Origin of the sequence: Duganella sp. CF458 (assembly GCF_900113115.1) — a bacterium.
Lineage (GTDB): Bacteria > Pseudomonadota > Gammaproteobacteria > Burkholderiales > Burkholderiaceae_D > Rugamonas.
Genome location: NZ_FOOF01000022.1, coordinates 53,014 through 69,871, shown reverse-complemented (window position 1 = coordinate 69,871; position 16,858 = coordinate 53,014). Strand labels below are relative to the sequence as shown.

Annotated in this window: 18 protein-coding genes; 2 read left to right on the top strand and 16 right to left on the bottom strand. The window is 63.3% G+C overall.

Annotated features, from left to right (window positions below; genetic code table 11):
* Positions 1-105: 105 nt before the first annotated feature.
* From BM269_RS26365 to BM269_RS26345, 5 genes are all read right to left on the bottom strand, one after another.
* Complete coding sequence (locus tag BM269_RS26365) at positions 106-1,023, bottom strand: TolB-like translocation protein (protein WP_170860490.1); 918 nt, start codon at positions 1,021-1,023, stop codon at positions 106-108.
* Positions 1,020-2,324: an MFS transporter gene (locus BM269_RS26360; protein WP_090444618.1), complete on the bottom strand. Its 1,305-nt coding sequence runs from the start codon at positions 2,322-2,324 to the stop codon at positions 1,020-1,022. Before BM269_RS26360 ends, BM269_RS26365 begins: the two co-directional genes overlap by 4 nt.
* A 141-nt stretch (positions 2,325-2,465) precedes the next feature.
* On the bottom strand, positions 2,466-3,116 hold the full coding sequence (locus BM269_RS26355) for a hypothetical protein (RefSeq protein WP_090444615.1): 651 nt from the start codon (positions 3,114-3,116) through the stop codon (positions 2,466-2,468).
* A gap of 10 nt (positions 3,117-3,126) precedes the next feature.
* Positions 3,127-3,723 carry a MarC family protein gene (locus BM269_RS26350; protein ID WP_090444612.1) on the bottom strand — a complete coding sequence of 199 codons (597 nt, stop codon included), beginning with the start codon at positions 3,721-3,723 and terminating at the stop codon, positions 3,127-3,129.
* A complete protein-coding gene (locus BM269_RS26345) occupies positions 3,720-4,715 on the bottom strand; it encodes a hypothetical protein (protein WP_090444609.1) in 996 nt (331 codons plus the stop codon). The genes BM269_RS26350 and BM269_RS26345 overlap by 4 nt, the downstream gene beginning before the upstream one ends.
* Before the next feature lie 171 nt (positions 4,716-4,886).
* Here BM269_RS26345 and BM269_RS26340 point away from each other — a divergent pair, with 171 nt between their 5' ends.
* A complete protein-coding gene (locus BM269_RS26340) occupies positions 4,887-5,327 on the top strand; it encodes an FKBP-type peptidyl-prolyl cis-trans isomerase (protein ID WP_090444671.1) in 441 nt (146 codons plus the stop codon).
* 57 nt (positions 5,328-5,384) lie between these two features.
* Here BM269_RS26340 and BM269_RS26335 read toward each other — a convergent pair whose 3' ends face one another.
* Genes BM269_RS26335 through BM269_RS26325 form a run of 3 tightly spaced genes read right to left on the bottom strand, consistent with a single transcriptional unit; the run spans position 5,385 to position 8,421 of the window.
* Entirely contained in the window at positions 5,385-5,930 is a 546-nt protein-coding gene (locus BM269_RS26335) for a phosphoribosyltransferase (protein ID WP_090444606.1), read from the bottom strand.
* A 14-nt stretch (positions 5,931-5,944) separates the two neighbouring features.
* Entirely contained in the window at positions 5,945-7,255 is a 1,311-nt protein-coding gene (locus BM269_RS26330) for an adenylosuccinate synthase (protein WP_090444603.1), read from the bottom strand.
* A 5-nt stretch (positions 7,256-7,260) separates the two neighbouring features.
* Positions 7,261-8,421 (bottom strand): ATP phosphoribosyltransferase regulatory subunit, encoded by a 1,161-nt coding sequence (locus tag BM269_RS26325; RefSeq protein WP_090444601.1) that lies wholly within the window; start codon positions 8,419-8,421, stop codon positions 7,261-7,263.
* Here BM269_RS26325 and BM269_RS29565 point away from each other — a divergent pair.
* Entirely contained in the window at positions 8,420-8,563 is a 144-nt protein-coding gene (locus BM269_RS29565) for a hypothetical protein (protein WP_170860489.1), read from the top strand. The genes BM269_RS26325 and BM269_RS29565 overlap by 2 nt on opposite strands.
* Before the next feature lie 54 nt (positions 8,564-8,617).
* On the opposite strand, the gene hflC is transcribed toward BM269_RS29565, so the two are convergent.
* The 8 genes from hflC to hisS form a co-directional block, all read right to left on the bottom strand.
* Positions 8,618-9,493 carry a protease modulator HflC gene (hflC, locus tag BM269_RS26320; RefSeq protein WP_055931615.1) on the bottom strand — a complete coding sequence of 292 codons (876 nt, stop codon included), beginning with the start codon at positions 9,491-9,493 and terminating at the stop codon, positions 8,618-8,620.
* Complete coding sequence (hflK, locus tag BM269_RS26315) at positions 9,493-10,728, bottom strand: FtsH protease activity modulator HflK (RefSeq protein WP_090444597.1); 1,236 nt, start codon at positions 10,726-10,728, stop codon at positions 9,493-9,495. Before hflK ends, hflC begins: the two co-directional genes overlap by 1 nt.
* Before the next feature lie 9 nt (positions 10,729-10,737).
* Entirely contained in the window at positions 10,738-11,883 is a 1,146-nt protein-coding gene (gene hflX, locus BM269_RS26310) for a GTPase HflX (RefSeq protein ID WP_090444594.1), read from the bottom strand.
* 10 nt (positions 11,884-11,893) lie between these two features.
* On the bottom strand, positions 11,894-12,139 hold the full coding sequence (hfq, locus tag BM269_RS26305; protein WP_055931606.1) for an RNA chaperone Hfq: 246 nt from the start codon (positions 12,137-12,139) through the stop codon (positions 11,894-11,896).
* Positions 12,140-12,331: 192 nt separating this feature from the next.
* On the bottom strand, positions 12,332-13,678 hold the full coding sequence (der, locus tag BM269_RS26300; protein WP_057259522.1) for a ribosome biogenesis GTPase Der: 1,347 nt from the start codon (positions 13,676-13,678) through the stop codon (positions 12,332-12,334).
* A 7-nt stretch (positions 13,679-13,685) separates the two neighbouring features.
* Positions 13,686-14,834, bottom strand: coding sequence for an outer membrane protein assembly factor BamB (bamB, locus tag BM269_RS26295; protein WP_090444591.1), 1,149 nt, complete (start codon positions 14,832-14,834; stop codon positions 13,686-13,688).
* A 3-nt stretch (positions 14,835-14,837) separates the two neighbouring features.
* Complete coding sequence (locus BM269_RS26290) at positions 14,838-15,485, bottom strand: YfgM family protein (protein ID WP_090444588.1); 648 nt, start codon at positions 15,483-15,485, stop codon at positions 14,838-14,840.
* Between the two features lie 29 nt (positions 15,486-15,514).
* Positions 15,515-16,819: a histidine--tRNA ligase gene (gene hisS / locus BM269_RS26285; RefSeq protein WP_211482751.1), complete on the bottom strand. Its 1,305-nt coding sequence runs from the start codon at positions 16,817-16,819 to the stop codon at positions 15,515-15,517.
* Between the last annotated feature and the right edge of the window lie 39 nt (positions 16,820-16,858).

The window sequence follows — 16,858 nt, the reverse complement described above, 5'->3', positions numbered from 1 at the left end:
ATTCTTCCCTGCACCAGGAATTAGTGATATGGCAGGGTTTGCCTCAGGGGAAGCCGGGGCGTCTCCCGGGATTGTTACTACCAATTTGATAGTGTTGCAAGAACACTAATCGAACAAACTGGGCGATCCGCCGCCGGCGCGCAGGATGGCCGATGCCGTAGTGCCGGCCGCGGGCCGCACCACCACATCGGTTTCGCCGCCTTCCGGCTGGCCGGGGCGCGCCAGCTCGTAGGCGATGGTGGCGTTGTCCAGCCACAGGATCTGGTCATCGATGCTGCGCGTTTCCTGCATCACCCATTCGCGTCCGCTGGCGGGCTCGTAAATGGCCGGCAGCCAGCCGCCATCGGGCTTGCGGCGCTTGAAGGCAATGCGCTTGCCGTCCGGCGAAAAGGATGGGCACTCCATTTCCTTGCGCAGCAGGACCAGGGTTTTTGACGCCAGGTCGCCCTGGGCCAGGAACACCGCACCGCCCGCCCCAACCGTGGCCACGAAGCGCCCCTGTGCATTGGGGTCGAAGCTGACGCCCCACACGTTGAAGCGGCGCGCCGGCATCTGCAGCGCAGCACTTTCAACCACGCGGAAGGTGGACAGATCGGCCAGCAGGCGTTTGCGCGCAACGTCGATCACGTAAGTGCGGGTGGTGAAATCGGTCCCGGTATAAGTATGGCCGCCGGAAAAGCCGGTGAAGGCAGCCAGGGCCCCGTTGGGCGCCACCCGCACCCGGCTTGCCAACAGCACGTTCGGGAACGACAGCGTCTGCGCCACCTGCCCGGCCTTGTCGGCCAGGTCCAGCTTCAGGCCCTGGCCCGGCACCGCGCGCAGGCAAGCCAGCACGCCTGCGCTGTAGTGCATGCGCTCGCAGCGCAGGCCCAACTGGCCTTGCGCCTGCCCGCCGGGCATTTTGAGCACGTCGAGCCGGCCCGCATCGGCCCCCAGCGTGTAGCGCGTCAGCAGCGTGGCCGCCGAAACAGGAACGGCCGCCAGGGAGAGGCAGGCAAAGACGGCAAGCAGCGTGGACTTCATGGCGTGTCGGGCAACAGTTGGGCAGGTACGCCGGCAAGGCGCATCGGATTGAACAGGGCGAACAAGGCCAGTGCGCACAGCAGGCCGGCGCCGTACACCAGCACGGCACCCGTCACGTCGTAGCGGTCCCACAGGATGCCGAACAACATGGATGAGGCCAGCTTGGCAGCCGCAATGCCCGCCGCGAACAAGGCCAGGCTCATGCCGCGGGCGGCCGGCGGCACGGCTGCTGCGACTGCGGCCATCAGCACGCCGTCGGTCGCGGCGACGTAGCAGCCAAGCAACAGCACCAGCGCGGCGGCCTGCCATACCGGCGGCGTGGCACCGGCCGCGCCCCACAGCAAACCGTACAAAGGCAGCAGGACGATATGGGCGCCGACGAACACGCGCAGCCTGCCGGCACGGTCGGCCAGCCAGCCGATCGGCGCGGCCAGCAACAGGAAGGCTGCGGCGGTCCCGACCGGCAGCAAGGGCTGCATGAACGGTTCCAGCGCAAAGCTTTGCTGCATCTGCGCGTAGATCATGCCTTCGCTGACAGTGAACAGGGACAACAGCATGGCGGCGGCCAGCAGCTTGCGGCAAGCCGGCGGCAGGCAGCGCTGCCAGTGGGTGCGTAGTGCAAGCCGATCCTGCGCGCGTGGCGCGGAAGCGGGCAGCGTTCCAGCGGCGTCGGCTGGCACCAGCCGGCCAAAGACCGCCATGCCTGCCAGCGCAAAGGCCAGCGCTACCAGGAACAACAAGGTGTACTGCTGCGGCGCCAGCCAAAGCAGGCCTGCCGCCAGCAGCGGACCGGCCAGGGCCCCTGCCCCATCCATCGCACGATGGGTGCCGAATGCCAGGCCCAGTTGATGCGGCGCCACGCTGGCGGCGAGAATGGTATCGCGTGGTGCGGCGCGCAGGCCCTTGCCGAGGCGGTCCAGCGCCAGGCAGGCAACGATGGCGGCAAACGCTCCGCTGGCCAGCAGGGCCAGTTTGGCCAGGACCGACATGCCATAACCGGCGCCGGCGATCAGTTTGCTGCGTCCACTGCCGTAGGTGAGCAAACCGCCCAGCAGCAACGCCGCCACGGCGGCCCCGCCACGGAACAGGCCATCGGCCACCCCGAATTCCGCCGGCGACAGGTGCAGTGCCAGCATCAGGTAGACCGGCAGCACGCTGGCCACCATCTCCGTCGACACATCCGTCAGCAGGCTGGTGGCGCCCAGCGCGTACACCGTGCGCGGCAAGGCCTGGCCCGGCTGGCGGCGCGCCCCGCGGCGGCTGCGCCACTGGTTGTAGATCTCGGCGAAATACATCGGCATCCCTGTTGAGCCCGGGCGGGCGACGCGCTAGCTTAGCAGAAGAGCCATCATCCTTTCAAAGGAGATGTTGTAAAAAAATAAAATCGATTCGCCGCTGAATCTGTTACGGCAATTGGCACTGCCGCCCGAGCAGGGACTGGTTCAGCGGATCCTGGCGCGCCTGCTGGCAAAGGCATGCACCAAAGCCTCGCGTTCGTCGCGCTGCAGGCTTGCCTGTTGGCCTATGCCCCCATCGCGAACGGTGAAGCGTTTTCCGCCGCGTAGTTGGTCGTCGGCGTAAGTGACATGGAAGTCGATTCCCGGGTTCAGCCTGGACCATGCCTTGAGCACCGGCGTTGGACATTGGTTGGCAATGAACCAGGCAACCGTGCCGCCATTGTCCGCCTCCACCATGCTGCCTTCCGCATTGCCTTCGGTTCCCCAGTGCTTCAACTGCCATGACTCACGCGTCGCGAAGCCGTGCTCGGCCAGGTTGGCGGCCGCGCGGGCGGCCAGCGCTTTGTATTCGGGCCAGCATTCCATGCTTTCAAAGGCGTGCAGCAAATCCGCCCTGCTTTGCAGCGGAAAGGCCAGTCCAAGGCCGGTCGCGGCCTCCTTCAACATCCACTGCCTGGCAACTTTTTGCCATGCACCATGGACCGCTTCATACCCGGTTTCGACCACGTTGGTCCATTCCAGGTCGAGGCCCTGGGGCATCGCAATGGCGGAATTGAAGTCCACGGAGAGGCTCGCACCGAACAGTTCACTGTCGGCAGCCGCCTCGATCCTGAAGTAGTTGAAGTTGCCCGCCATGCCTTTCCGTTTACAGCGTCTTGACGAAATCGCGGATGCCGGCCAACAGCATCTCGATCGACATCGCGGCCAGGATCAGGCCCATCAAGCGTTCGAAGGCCGTCATCACCTGCGTGCCGAGAACTTTCTGCAAGCGTTCGGCGCCGAGGAATACCACCAGCCACACCACCACCACGGCGGCCAGCGCTGCCACGTGCGTCAGCACTTCACCGGTGCTCTCGCGCGAGAACAGCAGCACCGTGGCCAGCGCGGAAGGCCCTGCCAGCGCGGGAATCGCCAGCGGCACGATGAACGGTTCGCCGCCCTCCTGCTTGCCCAGCACCCCGTCCGGATGCGGGAACACCATGCGGATCGCGATCAACAGCAGGATCACGCTGCCGGCAATGCGCAGCGAGGCTTCCGACAGGCTCAGGGCCTTGAGGAAGTGGCTGCCGAAGAACATGAACACCAGCAGCACCACGAAGGCGATCAGGCATTCGCGCACGACGATTTTCGGACGGCGCTTGGGGGGCACCGTGGCCAGCGCCGATGCAAAAATGGGAACATTGCCGAACGGGTCGGTCACCAGCATCAGCAGGATGAAGGTCTGGAAGAAGTCTTGGGTCATGAGTGGGAGTTTACACCACTGGCTTGCGTTGGCGAAACTGCGGCTGCACCACCCTTGCCCAGCTTGCGGTCGCAAGCCTCGACACCGGCCACGTCCGGCCACAACTCCGGCATGATCCGTTCGCCCAGTTCCTGGCGCAGCTTGAGGTAAGTCTGGCGGTCATTGGCGCGGCAGGCGAACGAGGCGAACTTGTTGCGCCCGCGCAGGTCTTGCGGATGGCGCTGCAGCAGGTCTTCAAAGCCGCTCTTCACCATGCGCCATTCCGGCAGGCCGCGCTGCTCGCGGAACTGGATCGCAGCGCTGCCATTGCCGTCTTCGCGCCAGTACAGGCGCGCATACATGGCGCCGCCCTCCACCGCCTTGGTGAAGAATACGGCGCGCCGCGCAAACTGGTCGAACTGCACCGCACTACCGCCGGAACGCGGACTGTAGGCACGCGACATGGCAAAGTGGATCTGCCGGTCGTGCGGGAAGGCCTGCACCGCCTCGAGGTAGGCGCTGGCAGCGCTGCGGCGCGAACCTGCGCCCTCAAGCTGCAGGCTGATGGTCAGGCTATGCCACAGCGGGCAGGTATTGGCCTGCGCCTTCACATGCTGCAGGCGCGCGATGCCGCGCCCCAATTGCTCCTGGTAGAACTGCATGGCTTCTTTCGGCAGGTGGCCGACCGCGCCCAGCCGCAGTTGCGCGGCATAAGCGCGCCAGTAGATGGCTTCCAGCAGCGCCTGCGCCAGTCCATCGGGCGCTTGCTGGCGCCATTGTTCCAGCGCGTTGCGGTCGGCCTCCCAGCTTTGCGTGGTGCGGAAATAGCTGTCGAATTGCGCTTCGACGCCGGCAGGGTCGGCCGTGCACGCGTCGCGCAGGCCACGCTCGATGGCGTCGAATTTGCGCTCGGTCCAATGCTTCTGCAGCACGGCCGGTTTGGCGGCTGGAGCGCCGCCCGGTTCAGGGGGGGAAACCGCCAGCATCAAAGACAACAGCATCGAAGGAAACATCGACAATCCCGGCCACAGCAAAATGATGCCAAGAATTGTATAGGCATTTCTTTTTGGAAATATCTCGAATTGCCACGCATGGCTATTTTTTTCGTGTTTTGTAGCGGATTCAGTACACTCGCTTCTTTTCCGTATTTTTCCGTATTTTTCCGTAAATTTCGAAAGAAGATGATGAAACGACTATTGACCTCCTGCCTGATCGGCGCCAGCCTTGCCATGGCATTCTCAGCCTGCGAGCGCAGCAAGACACCGGCGCAATCCGAAGCTGCGGCCATTCCGCTGCAAAAGATCGATACCGTGGTCGGCACCGGCAAGGAAGCGCTGGCCGGCTCGAACGTCGCCGTGAACTACACCGGCTGGATCTACGAACCGAATTCGCCACAGCAGCACGGCGCGCAATTCGACTCCTCCATTGGCCGCAGCCCGTTCAACTTCCCGCTCGGCGCTGGGCAAGTGATTCCCGGCTGGGACCAGGGCGTGCAGGGCATGAAAGTCGGCGGCAAGCGCACCTTGATCGTGCCTGCCAGCTTGGGCTACGGCAGCAACGGCGTCGGTCCCATCCCGCCCAACGCCAACCTGATCTTCGACGTCGAGCTGCTGGAAGTACGTTGAAAAAACAAAGGGGGAAGGACTTTCGCCCTTCCCCCCTTTATCCGAAGCCGTCCGCTATCAAGCGGCGGTTTCGCCTTTCTTGATCCAGGCCGCCAGTTGGTGCGGACGCAGGCCGTCGTAGTCTTCGAACGGCTGGTGGATCCATGGGTTGTGCGGCAGCTCTTCCATCTGGTAGTCAGGCTTGAACGCGGAGCAGCCCTTGGTCCAGATCACCGCCGATTTCACCTCGGTGACGCCTTCGAAGTTGTCCTTCAGGTGTTTCATCACCTTGGTCAGGGTCACGCCGGAGTCTGCCAGGTCGTCGACCAGCAGGATCCTGCCGGACAGCGGGCCCTTGGTCATGGTCATGTACTTGGCGATATCCAGGTCGCCGCGCACGGTGCCGGCTTCTTCGCGGTAGGAGCTGGTCGACAGGATCGCCAGCGGCACGTCGAAGATGCGCGAGAACACGTCGCCGGGACGCACGCCGCCGCGCGCCAGGCACAGCACCATGTCGAACTTCCAGCCCGATTCGTGGACCTTGAGCGCCAGGCGCTCGATCAGGCGATGGTACTCGTCCCAGCTAACCCACAGGTGCTTTTGGTCGGATACAGGAGTGGTCATGCTCTTATTCTTTCTTATTCAAATGGGTGGCGCAGGACGATGGTCTCTTCGCGGTCGGGACCGGTTGATACCATGTCGATCGGCACGCCGACCACTTCTTCGATGCGTTTGATGTAGGCACGGGCGGCCGCAGGCAGCGCGTCCATCGACTTGGCGCCGACGGTGCTGTCGGTCCAGCCTGGCATCTCTTCGTAGATCGGCTGGCACAGTGCCGCGTCTTCAGCGCCGACCGGGAAGATGTCGACCTGCTTGCCGTTGATGGTGTAGCCGGTGCAGATCTTCAGCGTTTCCAGGCCGTCCAGCACGTCCAGCTTGGTCAGGCACATGCCCGACACGCCATTGATCTGTACCGAGCGGCGCAGCAGCGCTGCGTCGAACCAACCGCAACGACGGGCACGGCCGGTCACGGTGCCGAATTCGTGGCCCACGGAGGACAGGTGGTGGCCAACGCCTGCATCGGTCGGCAGTTCGGATGGGAACGGGCCGGAACCAACGCGGGTGGTGTAGGCCTTGGTGATGCCCAGGATGTAGTGCAGCATGCCAGGACCGACGCCGGCGCCGGCAGCGGCGTTGCCTGCCACGCAGTTCGACGAGGTGACGAACGGATAGGTGCCGTGGTCGACGTCCAGCAGCGAGCCTTGCGCGCCTTCGAACAACAGGGCGCCACCGGCCTTGTGGGTCGCGTACAGCGCGGACGACACGTCGGTCACCATTGGGCGCAGGCGCGGCACGTAGGCCAGCGCATCGTCCAGGGTTTTCTGGTAATCGATCTTCGGCGCTTTGAGGTAGTTTTCCAGGACGTAGTTGTGGTAGTCCAGGTTCTCTTTCAGCTTCTCGGCGAAGCGCTCTGCGTTCAGCAGGTCGGCCACGCGGATGGCGCGGCGGGCGACTTTGTCTTCGTATGCAGGGCCGATACCTTTGCCGGTGGTGCCGATCTTGGCGGCGCCGCGGGCGGCTTCACGGGCTGCGTCCAGCGCAGTGTGGTAAGGCAGGATGACCGGGCAAGCCTCGGAGATCTTCAGGCGGGAAGCCACTTCCACGCCGGCCGCTTCCAGCTTGTCGATTTCGCGCAGCACGTCAGGCACGGACAGCACCACACCGTTGCCGATGTAGCAGGCCACGCCTGGGCGCATGATGCCCGAAGGGATCAGCTGCAGGGCGGTCTTGACGCCGCCGATCACGAGGGTGTGGCCCGCGTTGTGGCCGCCCTGGAAGCGCACCACGCCCTGGGCGTGTTCAGTCAGCCAGTCGACGATCTTGCCTTTGCCTTCATCGCCCCACTGGGTGCCGATAACAACAACGTTCTTTGCAGTTTTGTTTGACATCACAATTAACCTAAGTTTTTGAGAATCCAGTTACTACCACTTTCGTCGAGCACCAGCGCGCGATCGCACTCGAACTCGTCCTGATCATCGTTGTGACCCGGCAGGGACTGGATCACAACTTCGCCGGACTTGCGCAGTTCGGCGATTTTTTCCTTCAATTCCGGCGCATTGCCCCACGGTGCGCGGATCGAATGCTTGCGCTCCGCGGTCGGCAGCAGGCGTGCCAGCTCGCGCAGGTCCAGCGAGAAGCCGGTGGCCGGGCGCGCGCGGCCGAATGCTTCGCCCACGTGGTCGTAGCGGCCGCCGCGTGCGACCGCGTTCGGCAGGCCCGGCAGGTACAGCGCGAACATGGCGCCGCTCTCGTACTGGTAGCCGCGCAGGTCGGCCAGGTCGATCGCCACTTCGGCGCGGCCGATGGCCGATGCCGCCAGCGCCGCCAGTTCGGCCAGCGCGTGGGTGATGCCCGGCAGCGCAGGCAGCACCTCGCGTGCGCGCTTCAGCACGTCGACGTCGCCGTACAGGTTCGGCAATGCCAGCAGTGCGGCGCGCGTCGTATCGTTATAGTTGGCGGTCTGCTGCTGCAGGCCCGGCACGTCCTTGCCGCGCAGCAGCGCGACAATGGCGTCGTAATCGCTGGTTGCCGCAGCATCCTGCGCCAGGATCGCGCGCAGCACGCCGACATGGGTCAGGTCCAGGCGCAGGTCGGTGAAGCCGGCCAGGGTCAGCGCACCCAGCGCCAATTCCTGGATTTCGGCATCCGCTTCCAGGCCGGCATGGCCGTAGATCTCGGCGCCGATCTGGTAGGGCTCGCGCGTCGAATGCAGGCCGGACGGACGGGTATGCAGCACCGAGCCGGCATAGCACAGGCGGGTCACGCTGGCGCGGTTCAGCAAGTGGGCGTCGATGCGCGCCACTTGCGTCGTCATGTCGGCGCGCAGGCCCAGCATGCGGCCGGAGATCTGGTCCACCAGTTTGAACGTGCGCAGGTCCGTGTCGGCGCCGGCGCCGGTCATCAGGGACTCGACGTACTCCAGCATCGGCGGCATCACAAGCTCGTAACCGTACAGCCGGAAGTTATCCAGCATCTGACGGCGCAGCTCCTCGATCTTGCGTGCTTCCGAGGGCAAGACGTCGGCAATATATTCAGGCAAAAGCCAATTCGGCATGGTTGGTGCTATTGAATTAAAAACAATGCAGGCGCAACGACGCCACCCACAAAAGCGGATGACCAAACCGCGTATTTTACGCGAAATTGTTGCGGTGCAGGTAAAAAATGGCGGCAAAAAAATAGGGACGTACCCCAATTAATGGGGTACTTCTCCATTAATTGGGGTACGTCCCCATTTTTTTTGCCGCTGGCGCTTACTTCCCGCTGCCGGCGCTCTTGAAGTATTTGAAGAAGTCCGACTGCGGATCGACCAGCATCACGTCAGCCTTGCTCTTGAACGAAGCGCGGTAGGCTTCGAGCGAGCGGTAGAACTTGTAGAACTCCGGATTGCGGCCAAACGCTTCGGCATAGATCTGCGATGCCTTGGCGTCGCCCTCGCCCTTGATCTTCTCCGCCTCGCGGTATGCCTCGGCCAGGATCACGGTACGCTGCTTGTCGGCATCGGCGCGCACCTGCTCGGACTCGGCGGCGCCGGTGGAGCGGGCTTCGTTGGCCACGCGGGCACGTTCGGCCTTCATGCGCTCGTACACGGAATTGTTGATCTGCTCGACATAATCCACGCGTTTCAGGCGCACGTCGACGATTTCCACGCCGATCTGCTTGGCTTCGTCCACCACCTTGCTGCGGATCGATTCCATGACCTTGCCGCGCTGGCCGGAAATCACTTCGCGCACGGTGCGCTTGGTGATCTCGTCGTTCAGCGCCGCTTTGACGATCTGCTGCATGCGGTCGCCCGCCCTGCCCTCGTCGCCGCCAAAGGAGACGAAGTAGAGGCGCGGATCGGTCACCTTCCATTTGACGAAGGCATCCACCAGGATGTTCATCTTTTCGGCCGTGATGAAGCGGTCAGCCTCTTTCGGGTCCAGGGTCTGGATGCGTTTGTCCAGGTACACCACGTTCTGGAACGGCGGCGGCAGCTTGAAGTGCAGGCCAGGCTCGGCGATCACCTGCTTCACTTCGCCCAGTGCGAACACGATGGCGTACTTGCGCTGGTCCACCACGAACACGGTGGACGACAGCAGCATCAGGGCGATGAAGCCCGTAATCAGGATAGTTGCAAAGCGATTCATTAACGGCCCTCCCTGTCACGGGACGATTCACGCGAACGGCTATCACGGCGGTTCGGGTCAGGTGTCGGTTCCGGCGGCAGCAGCACGGCCGTCGGCGGCGGCGGCGTCACGCTGGCGGCGCGCCCTTCGGTGGCAGCCACCTGCGCGATCAGCTTGTCCAGCGGCAGGTACAGCAGGTTGCTGCCGGCCTTCGAGTCGACCATCACCTTGCTGGTGTTGGAGAAGATCTGCTGCATGGTGTCCAGGTACATGCGGTCGCGCGTCACGGCCGGCGCTTTCTGGTACTCGGTCAGCACGGACTTGAAGCGGTCGGTATTACCGGTCGCGTTCTGCACGGTCATGGCGCGGTACGCCTCGGCTTCCTGGATCAGGCGGAATGCCGCACCGCGCGCTTTCGGCACGATGTCGTTGGCATAGGCCTGGCCTTCGTTCTTCTGGCGTTCGCGGTCCTGGCCGGCTTTCACGGCGTCGTCGAACGAGGCTTGCACCTGCTCCGGCGGCTGCACGCCCTGCATCGTCACATTGGTCACTTGCGCGCCCGAGTTGTAGCGGTCCAGGATGGCCTGCATCAGTTGCTGGGTATCGGTGGCGACCTTTTCGCGGCCTTCATACAGCACGAAGTCCATCTTGCTGCGGCCGACGATTTCGCGGATCGCGGTTTCAGCCACTTGGCGCACCGTGTCTTCCGCATCGCGGTTGGCGTACAGCCACTTGACCGGGTCGCTCAGCTTGTACTGCACGGCAAACTGGATGTCGATGATGTTTTCGTCTTCGGTCAGCATCAGCGCTTCGGAAGCCATCTTCGTCTTCGCGCTGCCGCGATAGCCGACTTCCACCGTGCGCACCTGGGACACATTGACGATTTCATTGGCCTGGAACGGGTACGGCCAGCGCCAGTTGAAACCGGCCGGCGTGGTATGGCTGAATTTACCGAACGTGGTGACCACGCCGGTCTGGCCTTCCTGCACGATGAAGGCGCCGGAAGCGAGCCACACCAGCGCTGCCACCGAAGCCACCGCGCCAAAGGTGAAGCTGGCGCCCTTCATGTCGCCGCCGCCATTGCCGCCGCCACCGCCGGAATTGCTGCCGCGGTTCTTGCCGCCGCCAAACAGGCCGTTCAGGCGCTGGTTGAAATCACGCCAGAGTTGATCGAGGTCCGGCGGTCCTTCGCCGGGCTTTTTGCCTTCCTGGGCAATATAGTTGCCGAGTCTTTTCTTGAGAGAGGAAAAAGGCATATTTTTCTTTTAGTGAGATCCTACTTGGGTAAAGGTGAGAATACTATCTGGCGCTACCTCTTCTTTGGGGTTGGCGAGCGCCTCCTGCTCATCCCGTGCTGCCTCACAGATTGCATCGCGCAGCAGGTTCAGGCCTTGGCCCGTGCGTGCACTGATGAATACGCGGGAAATCTTATCATACTCATTACGTTCCACCGCCGGCTCCAGGCCTGCCGCATCGATCTTGTTCCACACCAGGATTTGCGGAATATGGTCGGCGCCGATTTCGCGCAGCACCAGGTTGACCTGTTCGATCTGCTCCATGCGGCTGGGCGAAGCGCCGTCCACCACATGCAGCAGCAAATCGGCGTGGATGGTCTCTTCCAGCGTGGCGCGGAAAGCCGCCACCAGCTGGTGCGGCAGTTCGCGCACGAAGCCGACCGTATCGGACAGCACCACATTGCCGATTTCCTCGCCCATGTAGACGCGGCGCGAGGTGGTGTCCAGCGTCGCGAACAGCTGGTCCGCCACGTAGACGCCAGCCTTGGTCAGCGTATTGAACAGGGTCGATTTGCCGGCATTGGTATAGCCGACCAGGGACACCGAGAAAGTATGGCTGCGGCCACGCGCCCGGCGCTGGGTCTCATGCTGCTTGCGCAGCTTGGCCAGCTTGGCGCGCAGCATCTTGACGCGCTCGCCGAGCAGGCGGCGGTCGGTTTCGAGCTGGGTTTCACCCGGGCCGCGCAGGCCGATACCGCCCTTCTGGCGCTCCAAGTGGGTCCAGCCGCGCACCAGGCGGGTGGCCAGGTGCTGCAACTGGGCCAATTCGACCTGCACCTTGCCCTCGTGGCTTTGCGCACGCTGCGCAAAGATATCGAGAATCAGGCTGGTGCGGTCGAGCACCCGCACTTGCAGGCGCTTTTCCAGATTGCGCTGCTGGGCTGGGGACAGCGCATGATTGAAGATGACGATTTCAAGCTGGTGGTCCTGCACCGCATGGCCGATCTCGTCGGCCTTGCCGCTGCCGACGAAATACGCGGCATCCGGCGCGGACCGCTTACCGGTAATGGTGGTGACCGGCTCTGCGCCCGCGGAGCGGGCCAGCAGCATCAACTCCTCGATACTGGCAGCAAAGTCGCCCTGACCGAAATCTACCCCGACTAAAGCTGCACGCATACGAAGTGTCTTACTCCGCTGCCTCGGAGGAGTTATCCATGTTCAGGTTGACGGCGCGGGCAGGCACCACGGTGGAAATGGCGTGCTTGTAAACCATCTGGGTTACGGTGTTACGCAGCAAGACCACGTATTGGTCGAAAGACTCGATATGGCCTTGCAGCTTGATGCCGTTGACCAGGTAGATCGAGACTGGAACGTGCTCTTTGCGCAGCGCGTTCAGGAATGGGTCTTGTAACAATTGCCCTTTATTGCTCATAACAGCTCCGTTTTATGTTGTTGTGTACGAATTGGAGACGCTGCGCCTGTTTTTCAAGTGCTGGGGATGCTGCTCCAAAGACACTGTACCTTGTTTTTTTAAATCTTGCAGCCGGATAAACCTTAAGATCGACTTATCCGGGGTCAGGATCGGCATTTGCTCTGCACATGTCGGACCTGAACCCGTCCGACTTTATTTGCCTTCGCGCTTATCGAATGGATTCTTGCCGTTGCGCAACTCAATGCGCAGCGGGGTGCCGACCAGCTTGAAGCTATCACGGAAATGCTTCTCCAGATAGCGCTTGTAGGGCTCGGACACCGCATCCAGCGAATTGCCGTGGATCACGATGATCGGCGGGTTCTGGCCACCCTGGTGCGCGTAGCGCATTTTCGGCCGCACGCCGGCCTTGCGCTTCGGCTCCTGCTTCTCCAGTGCTTCCTGCAAGGCGCGGGTCAGCTTAGGCGTCGGCAGGTCGGCCGTGGCAGCGGCATAGGCGCCGTTCACCGACTTCATCAGCGGGCCGATGCCGGTGCCGCGCAGGGCCGAGATGAAGTGGGTATTGGCGAAGGACAGGAAGTCGAGCTTGCGGTCCATGTCCATCTTCACCTGGTCGCGGTCGTCCGACTGCAGGCCGTCCCACTTGTTGACCGCCACCACCAGGGCGCGGCCGGTCTCCAGGATGAAGCCCGCGATGTGGGCGTCCTGCTCGGAGATGTCCTGCTGCGCATCGAGCATCAGGATCACCACATTGGCTTCCGAGATCGACTGCAGCGTCTTCACCACCGAGAACTTCTCGATCGCTTCGAACACCTTGCCGCGGCGGCGGATACCCGCCGTGTCGATCAGGGTGTACTGCTTGCCTTCGCGCTCGAACGGGATCTCGATCGAATCGCGGGTGGTGCCCGGCATGTCGAAGGCGATCACGCGCTCCTCGCCCACCAGGGTGTTGATCAGGGTCGACTTGCCCACGTTCGGACGGCCCACCAGGGCGATCTTCACGCCGCGCTCTTGCGGCAGCAGTTCTTCCTCGTCGGCCGGACGCGAGGCAAACGCCTTGTCCAGCGCTTCGGCCACCAGGTCGTGCACGCCGTCGCCGTGGGCGCCGGAGATCGCATACGGATCGCCCAGGCCCAGCTCATAGAAGTCCGACACGGCCGCGGTGTAGCGCATGCCTTCGGCCTTGTTCACCACCAGCAGCACCGGACGGCCGGACTTGCGCAGGAAATCGGTAATCGTCTTGTCGTGCGGGGTCATGCCCTGGCGGCCATCCACCAGGAACACCACCACGTCGGCTTCGGCCACGGCCTGCTTGGTCTGCAGCGCCATCTGGAACATGATGCCTTCCTTGGCGACCGGCTCGAAACCGCCGGTATCGATGACCAGGAACGGGCGATTGCCCACGCGGCCCTCGCCGTAGTGACGATCGCGCGTCAGGCCAGGGAGGTCCGCCACCAGCGCATCGCGCGAGCGGGTCAGTCGATTGAAAAGGGTCGATTTCCCGACGTTCGGGCGACCCACAAGTGCAATTACCGGCTTCATATTGTTTTTATTCGACCGCGATAGCGGCCACAGTCCCATTCTGGGTTTGGAAAATCACATTCGGACCGGACAACAGCGGCGCCGACTTGATGGCGCTGCCGTCGGTGCTGATCCGACCTAATACCGTGCCATCTTCCCGCGACAGGAAGTGCACATAACCTTCAAGGTCGCCCACGGCCACGAAACGGCCATAGGATACCGGCGCCGACAAGCGGCGGTATGCCAGCTTCTCGTTCTTCCATGCCGATGCGCCGCCTTCGCGGGCAAAGGCCTGTACAGCGCCCTTCTCGTCCGACACGAACACGAAGCGCTGGTCCACGCCCAGGCCCACGTCCGACGATGCCGGCTTGGTCCAGCGGGCCACGCCGGTGTTCAGGTCCATGCAGCCTACCTTGCCCTGGTAGCTCACGGCGCACAGGTCCTGCTCGTACACGCTCGGCGTGCCGCTGATGTCGGACACGCGTTCCAGCTCGGTGGCGCCGCGCGGTTCGGACAGCGGCACCTCAAAGCGCGGCACGCCGTTCGACAGTGCCAGCGCCAGGATGCGGCCCGCAGGCTGCGCCGCGTACACGTTATTATTGGCGATCACCAGGCCCGGCATATTGCGCAGGGTCAGCGGCGGCGTCACGCGCTGGATGAACCAGCGCTTCTTGCCGTCTGCCGCGTCATAAGCGGTAACCTTGTTGTCCACGGTGCGCACGATCACCACGTCGTTGCCGACCGCCGGCGCCGACAAGATCTCGCTCGAAGCCTGGACCTTCCACAGCGCCTTGCCGCTGCCGTCGAAGGCCATCAACTGGCCCTTGACGGCGCCTACGGCCAGCAATTTGCCGTCCGGACTGACGCCGACACCGGCGGTCAGGTCGGCGCCGGTCTTGCTGCGCCACTGCACCTTGCCGCTGGCGGCATCCAGGCGTTCGATCACGCCATCGGAATCGGCCACGAACACGCTGTTGTCAGCCAATGCCGGCGTGAACACGTTGGCGCCTGCCTTGCTGGTGCTGTGCTTCCAGACCATGCGCGCCGGCACGCCCGATTTGAGTTCTTCCAGCTTGGCCGGGGCGAACTTGTCTTCCTTCTTGAACGGATTCAGGCTGCCGCAACCGCTAGCCAGTGCCAGTACGCCCAGTGCAATTACAGTACGGGTCGTCAGCATGGCTTAAGCTTTCACTTCCGGCACGGTGCCGCCGATCGATTCGAGCTTGAGCTGGATCAGCTGGCGGCCGGGATTGTTCTTGTCGGCGGCTTCCAGCGCGGCCTTGTAGGCGGTGCGGGCTTCCTCCAGCTTGTTCTGCGCGGCCAGGACGTCGCCTTTGCGGTCTTCCACCGCTGCCTTGAACTGCGGCAGCGCGGCCACTGCCAGCGCCTTCAGCGCAGCGTCGTAGGCTTTCTCGTCCAGCAGCACGCCTGCCAGGCGGATCGAAGCGATGTTCTTATGCTCGTCGTTGCCGTGCGCAACCACCCACTCCAGCTGTGCCTTGGCAGACTTCAGGTCATTGGCATCGAAGAAGGACTTGGCGGCGCTCAGCGCGCCCAGCGAGGCGTATGCCGTGCGGCCGAACTTGGCTTCGATGTCGCCAGCCACGCGCGCCACCTTGGCATTGTCCTTGGCCGTGACCGCGGTCTGCAGTTCATCGAACAGCACGGACGCTTGCGCCGCCTGGTTGCGCTGGTAGTAGTTCCAGCCGTTCCAGCCGGAATAGGCCGCCAGGCCTGCGATCACCACCCAGGTGGTCAGGTTGCCGTACTTTGCCCACCACGCCTTGAGGTTAGCAAGCTGTTCTTGTTCGTCGAGATCGTATGCCATGTTTCAGTCTGCCTGTTTCTGTATTTTGATTAATGGTGGTGGTGATGGCCATGGTCATGATCACAATCATCTCCGCATGTGATCTGGTCCACGACGTAATCGACAACGCCTTCAAACGCGACGGTCTGTTGCTGGCCCTCGCCTTCTGCAGCGCGCATTGCCTTGACGACGGCAGTATGGTTGGCCACTTCGTCTTCGCCGATGATGACTGCGAAGGTTGCGCCGGAGCCATCGGCTTTTTTCATCTGCGACTTGAAGCTGCCGGCGCCGCTGGCGCTACCGCAGTGCAGGATCACGTCCAGGCCGGCGTCGCGCAGGCGCTCGCCGATGATGAAGGCTTGCATGCGTGCCGCTTCGCCCTGGTGCACCAGGTAGACGTCGCACTGGCGCGGCGCGGCGGTGTCGCCGGCGCCTTTCATCAGTTCGATCAGGCGCTCGATGCCCATGGCGAAACCAACCGCCGGGGTTGGCTTGCCGCCGAACATTTCGATCAGCGGGTCGTAACGGCCGCCGGCGCAGACGGTGCCCTGCGCGCCCAGCTCGTCGGTGACCCACTCGAACACGGTGCGGTTGTAGTAGTCGATGCCGCGCACCAGGCGGGTATTGACGGTGTACTGGATCGCGTTGGCGTCCAGGATCGTCTTCACGCCTTCGAAGTGCGCCAGCGACTCTTCGCCCAGGTAGTCCAGCAGCTTCGGCGCGCTGTTGACGATACCTTGCAGGTCCGGGTTCTTGGTGTCCAGGATGCGCAGCGGGTTGCTGTGCAGGCGGCGCTTGGCGTCGGCATCCAGGTGCTCTTCGTGCTGTTCCAGGTAGGCGATCAGGTCGACGCGGTGGCGGGCGCGCTCCTCGGCGTCGCCGATGGAGTTGATTTCGAGGCGGATGTTTTCCAGGCCCAGGTCATCCCACAGGCGGCGGCACATCGCGATCATTTCGGCGTCCACGTCGGGGCCGGTGAAGCCCACCGCTTCCGCGCCGAACTGGTGGAACTGGCGGTAGCGGCCGCGCTGCGGTCGCTCGTGGCGGAACATCGGGCCCTTGTACCACAGGCGCTTCGGGCCCTCGTACACCAGGTTGTGTTCCAGTACGGCGCGCACCACGCCTGCAGTGCCTTCCGGACGCAGGGTCAGCTTGTCGCCGTTCATGGCGTCTTCGAAAGAATACATTTCCTTCTCGACGATATCGGTCACGGCGCCAATGGCGCGCGAGAACAGGCGGGTCTCTTCCACGATCGGGGTGCGGATCTGCTGGAAGCCGTAGCTCTGCACCACGGACTGCGCGGTGTTCTCGAAGATTTCCCACAAATGGGCGTCAGCCGGCAGGAGATCGTTCATCCCCTTGATGGCTGTGATTTTGTCTGCTTTATTGGACAT

What these genes read in the sequence shown, in the direction of transcription:
- BM269_RS26365 (WP_170860490.1), bottom strand. Translation starts at nt 1,023, where the DNA reads ATGAAGTCCACGCTGCTTGCCGTCTTTGCCTGCCTCTCCCTGGCGGCC.
- BM269_RS26360 (WP_090444618.1), bottom strand. Translation starts at nt 2,324, where the DNA reads ATGCCGATGTATTTCGCCGAGATCTACAACCAGTGGCGCAGCCGCCGC.
- BM269_RS26355 (WP_090444615.1), bottom strand. Translation starts at nt 3,116, where the DNA reads ATGGCGGGCAACTTCAACTACTTCAGGATCGAGGCGGCTGCCGACAGT.
- BM269_RS26350 (WP_090444612.1), bottom strand. Translation starts at nt 3,723, where the DNA reads ATGACCCAAGACTTCTTCCAGACCTTCATCCTGCTGATGCTGGTGACC.
- BM269_RS26345 (WP_090444609.1), bottom strand. Translation starts at nt 4,715, where the DNA reads ATGTTTCCTTCGATGCTGTTGTCTTTGATGCTGGCGGTTTCCCCCCCT.
- BM269_RS26340 (WP_090444671.1), top strand. Translation starts at nt 4,887, where the DNA reads ATGAAACGACTATTGACCTCCTGCCTGATCGGCGCCAGCCTTGCCATG.
- BM269_RS26335 (WP_090444606.1), bottom strand. Translation starts at nt 5,930, where the DNA reads ATGACCACTCCTGTATCCGACCAAAAGCACCTGTGGGTTAGCTGGGAC.
- BM269_RS26330 (WP_090444603.1), bottom strand. Translation starts at nt 7,255, where the DNA reads ATGTCAAACAAAACTGCAAAGAACGTTGTTGTTATCGGCACCCAGTGG.
- BM269_RS29565 (WP_170860489.1), top strand. Translation starts at nt 8,420, where the DNA reads ATGGTTGGTGCTATTGAATTAAAAACAATGCAGGCGCAACGACGCCAC.
- BM269_RS26325 (WP_090444601.1), bottom strand. Translation starts at nt 8,421, where the DNA reads ATGCCGAATTGGCTTTTGCCTGAATATATTGCCGACGTCTTGCCCTCG.
- hflC (WP_055931615.1), bottom strand. Translation starts at nt 9,493, where the DNA reads ATGAATCGCTTTGCAACTATCCTGATTACGGGCTTCATCGCCCTGATG.
- hflK (WP_090444597.1), bottom strand. Translation starts at nt 10,728, where the DNA reads ATGCCTTTTTCCTCTCTCAAGAAAAGACTCGGCAACTATATTGCCCAG.
- hflX (WP_090444594.1), bottom strand. Translation starts at nt 11,883, where the DNA reads ATGCGTGCAGCTTTAGTCGGGGTAGATTTCGGTCAGGGCGACTTTGCT.
- hfq (WP_055931606.1), bottom strand. Translation starts at nt 12,139, where the DNA reads ATGAGCAATAAAGGGCAATTGTTACAAGACCCATTCCTGAACGCGCTG.
- der (WP_057259522.1), bottom strand. Translation starts at nt 13,678, where the DNA reads ATGAAGCCGGTAATTGCACTTGTGGGTCGCCCGAACGTCGGGAAATCG.
- bamB (WP_090444591.1), bottom strand. Translation starts at nt 14,834, where the DNA reads ATGCTGACGACCCGTACTGTAATTGCACTGGGCGTACTGGCACTGGCT.
- BM269_RS26290 (WP_090444588.1), bottom strand. Translation starts at nt 15,485, where the DNA reads ATGGCATACGATCTCGACGAACAAGAACAGCTTGCTAACCTCAAGGCG.
- hisS (WP_211482751.1), bottom strand. Translation starts at nt 16,819, where the DNA reads ATGAACGATCTCCTGCCGGCTGACGCCCATTTGTGGGAAATCTTCGAG.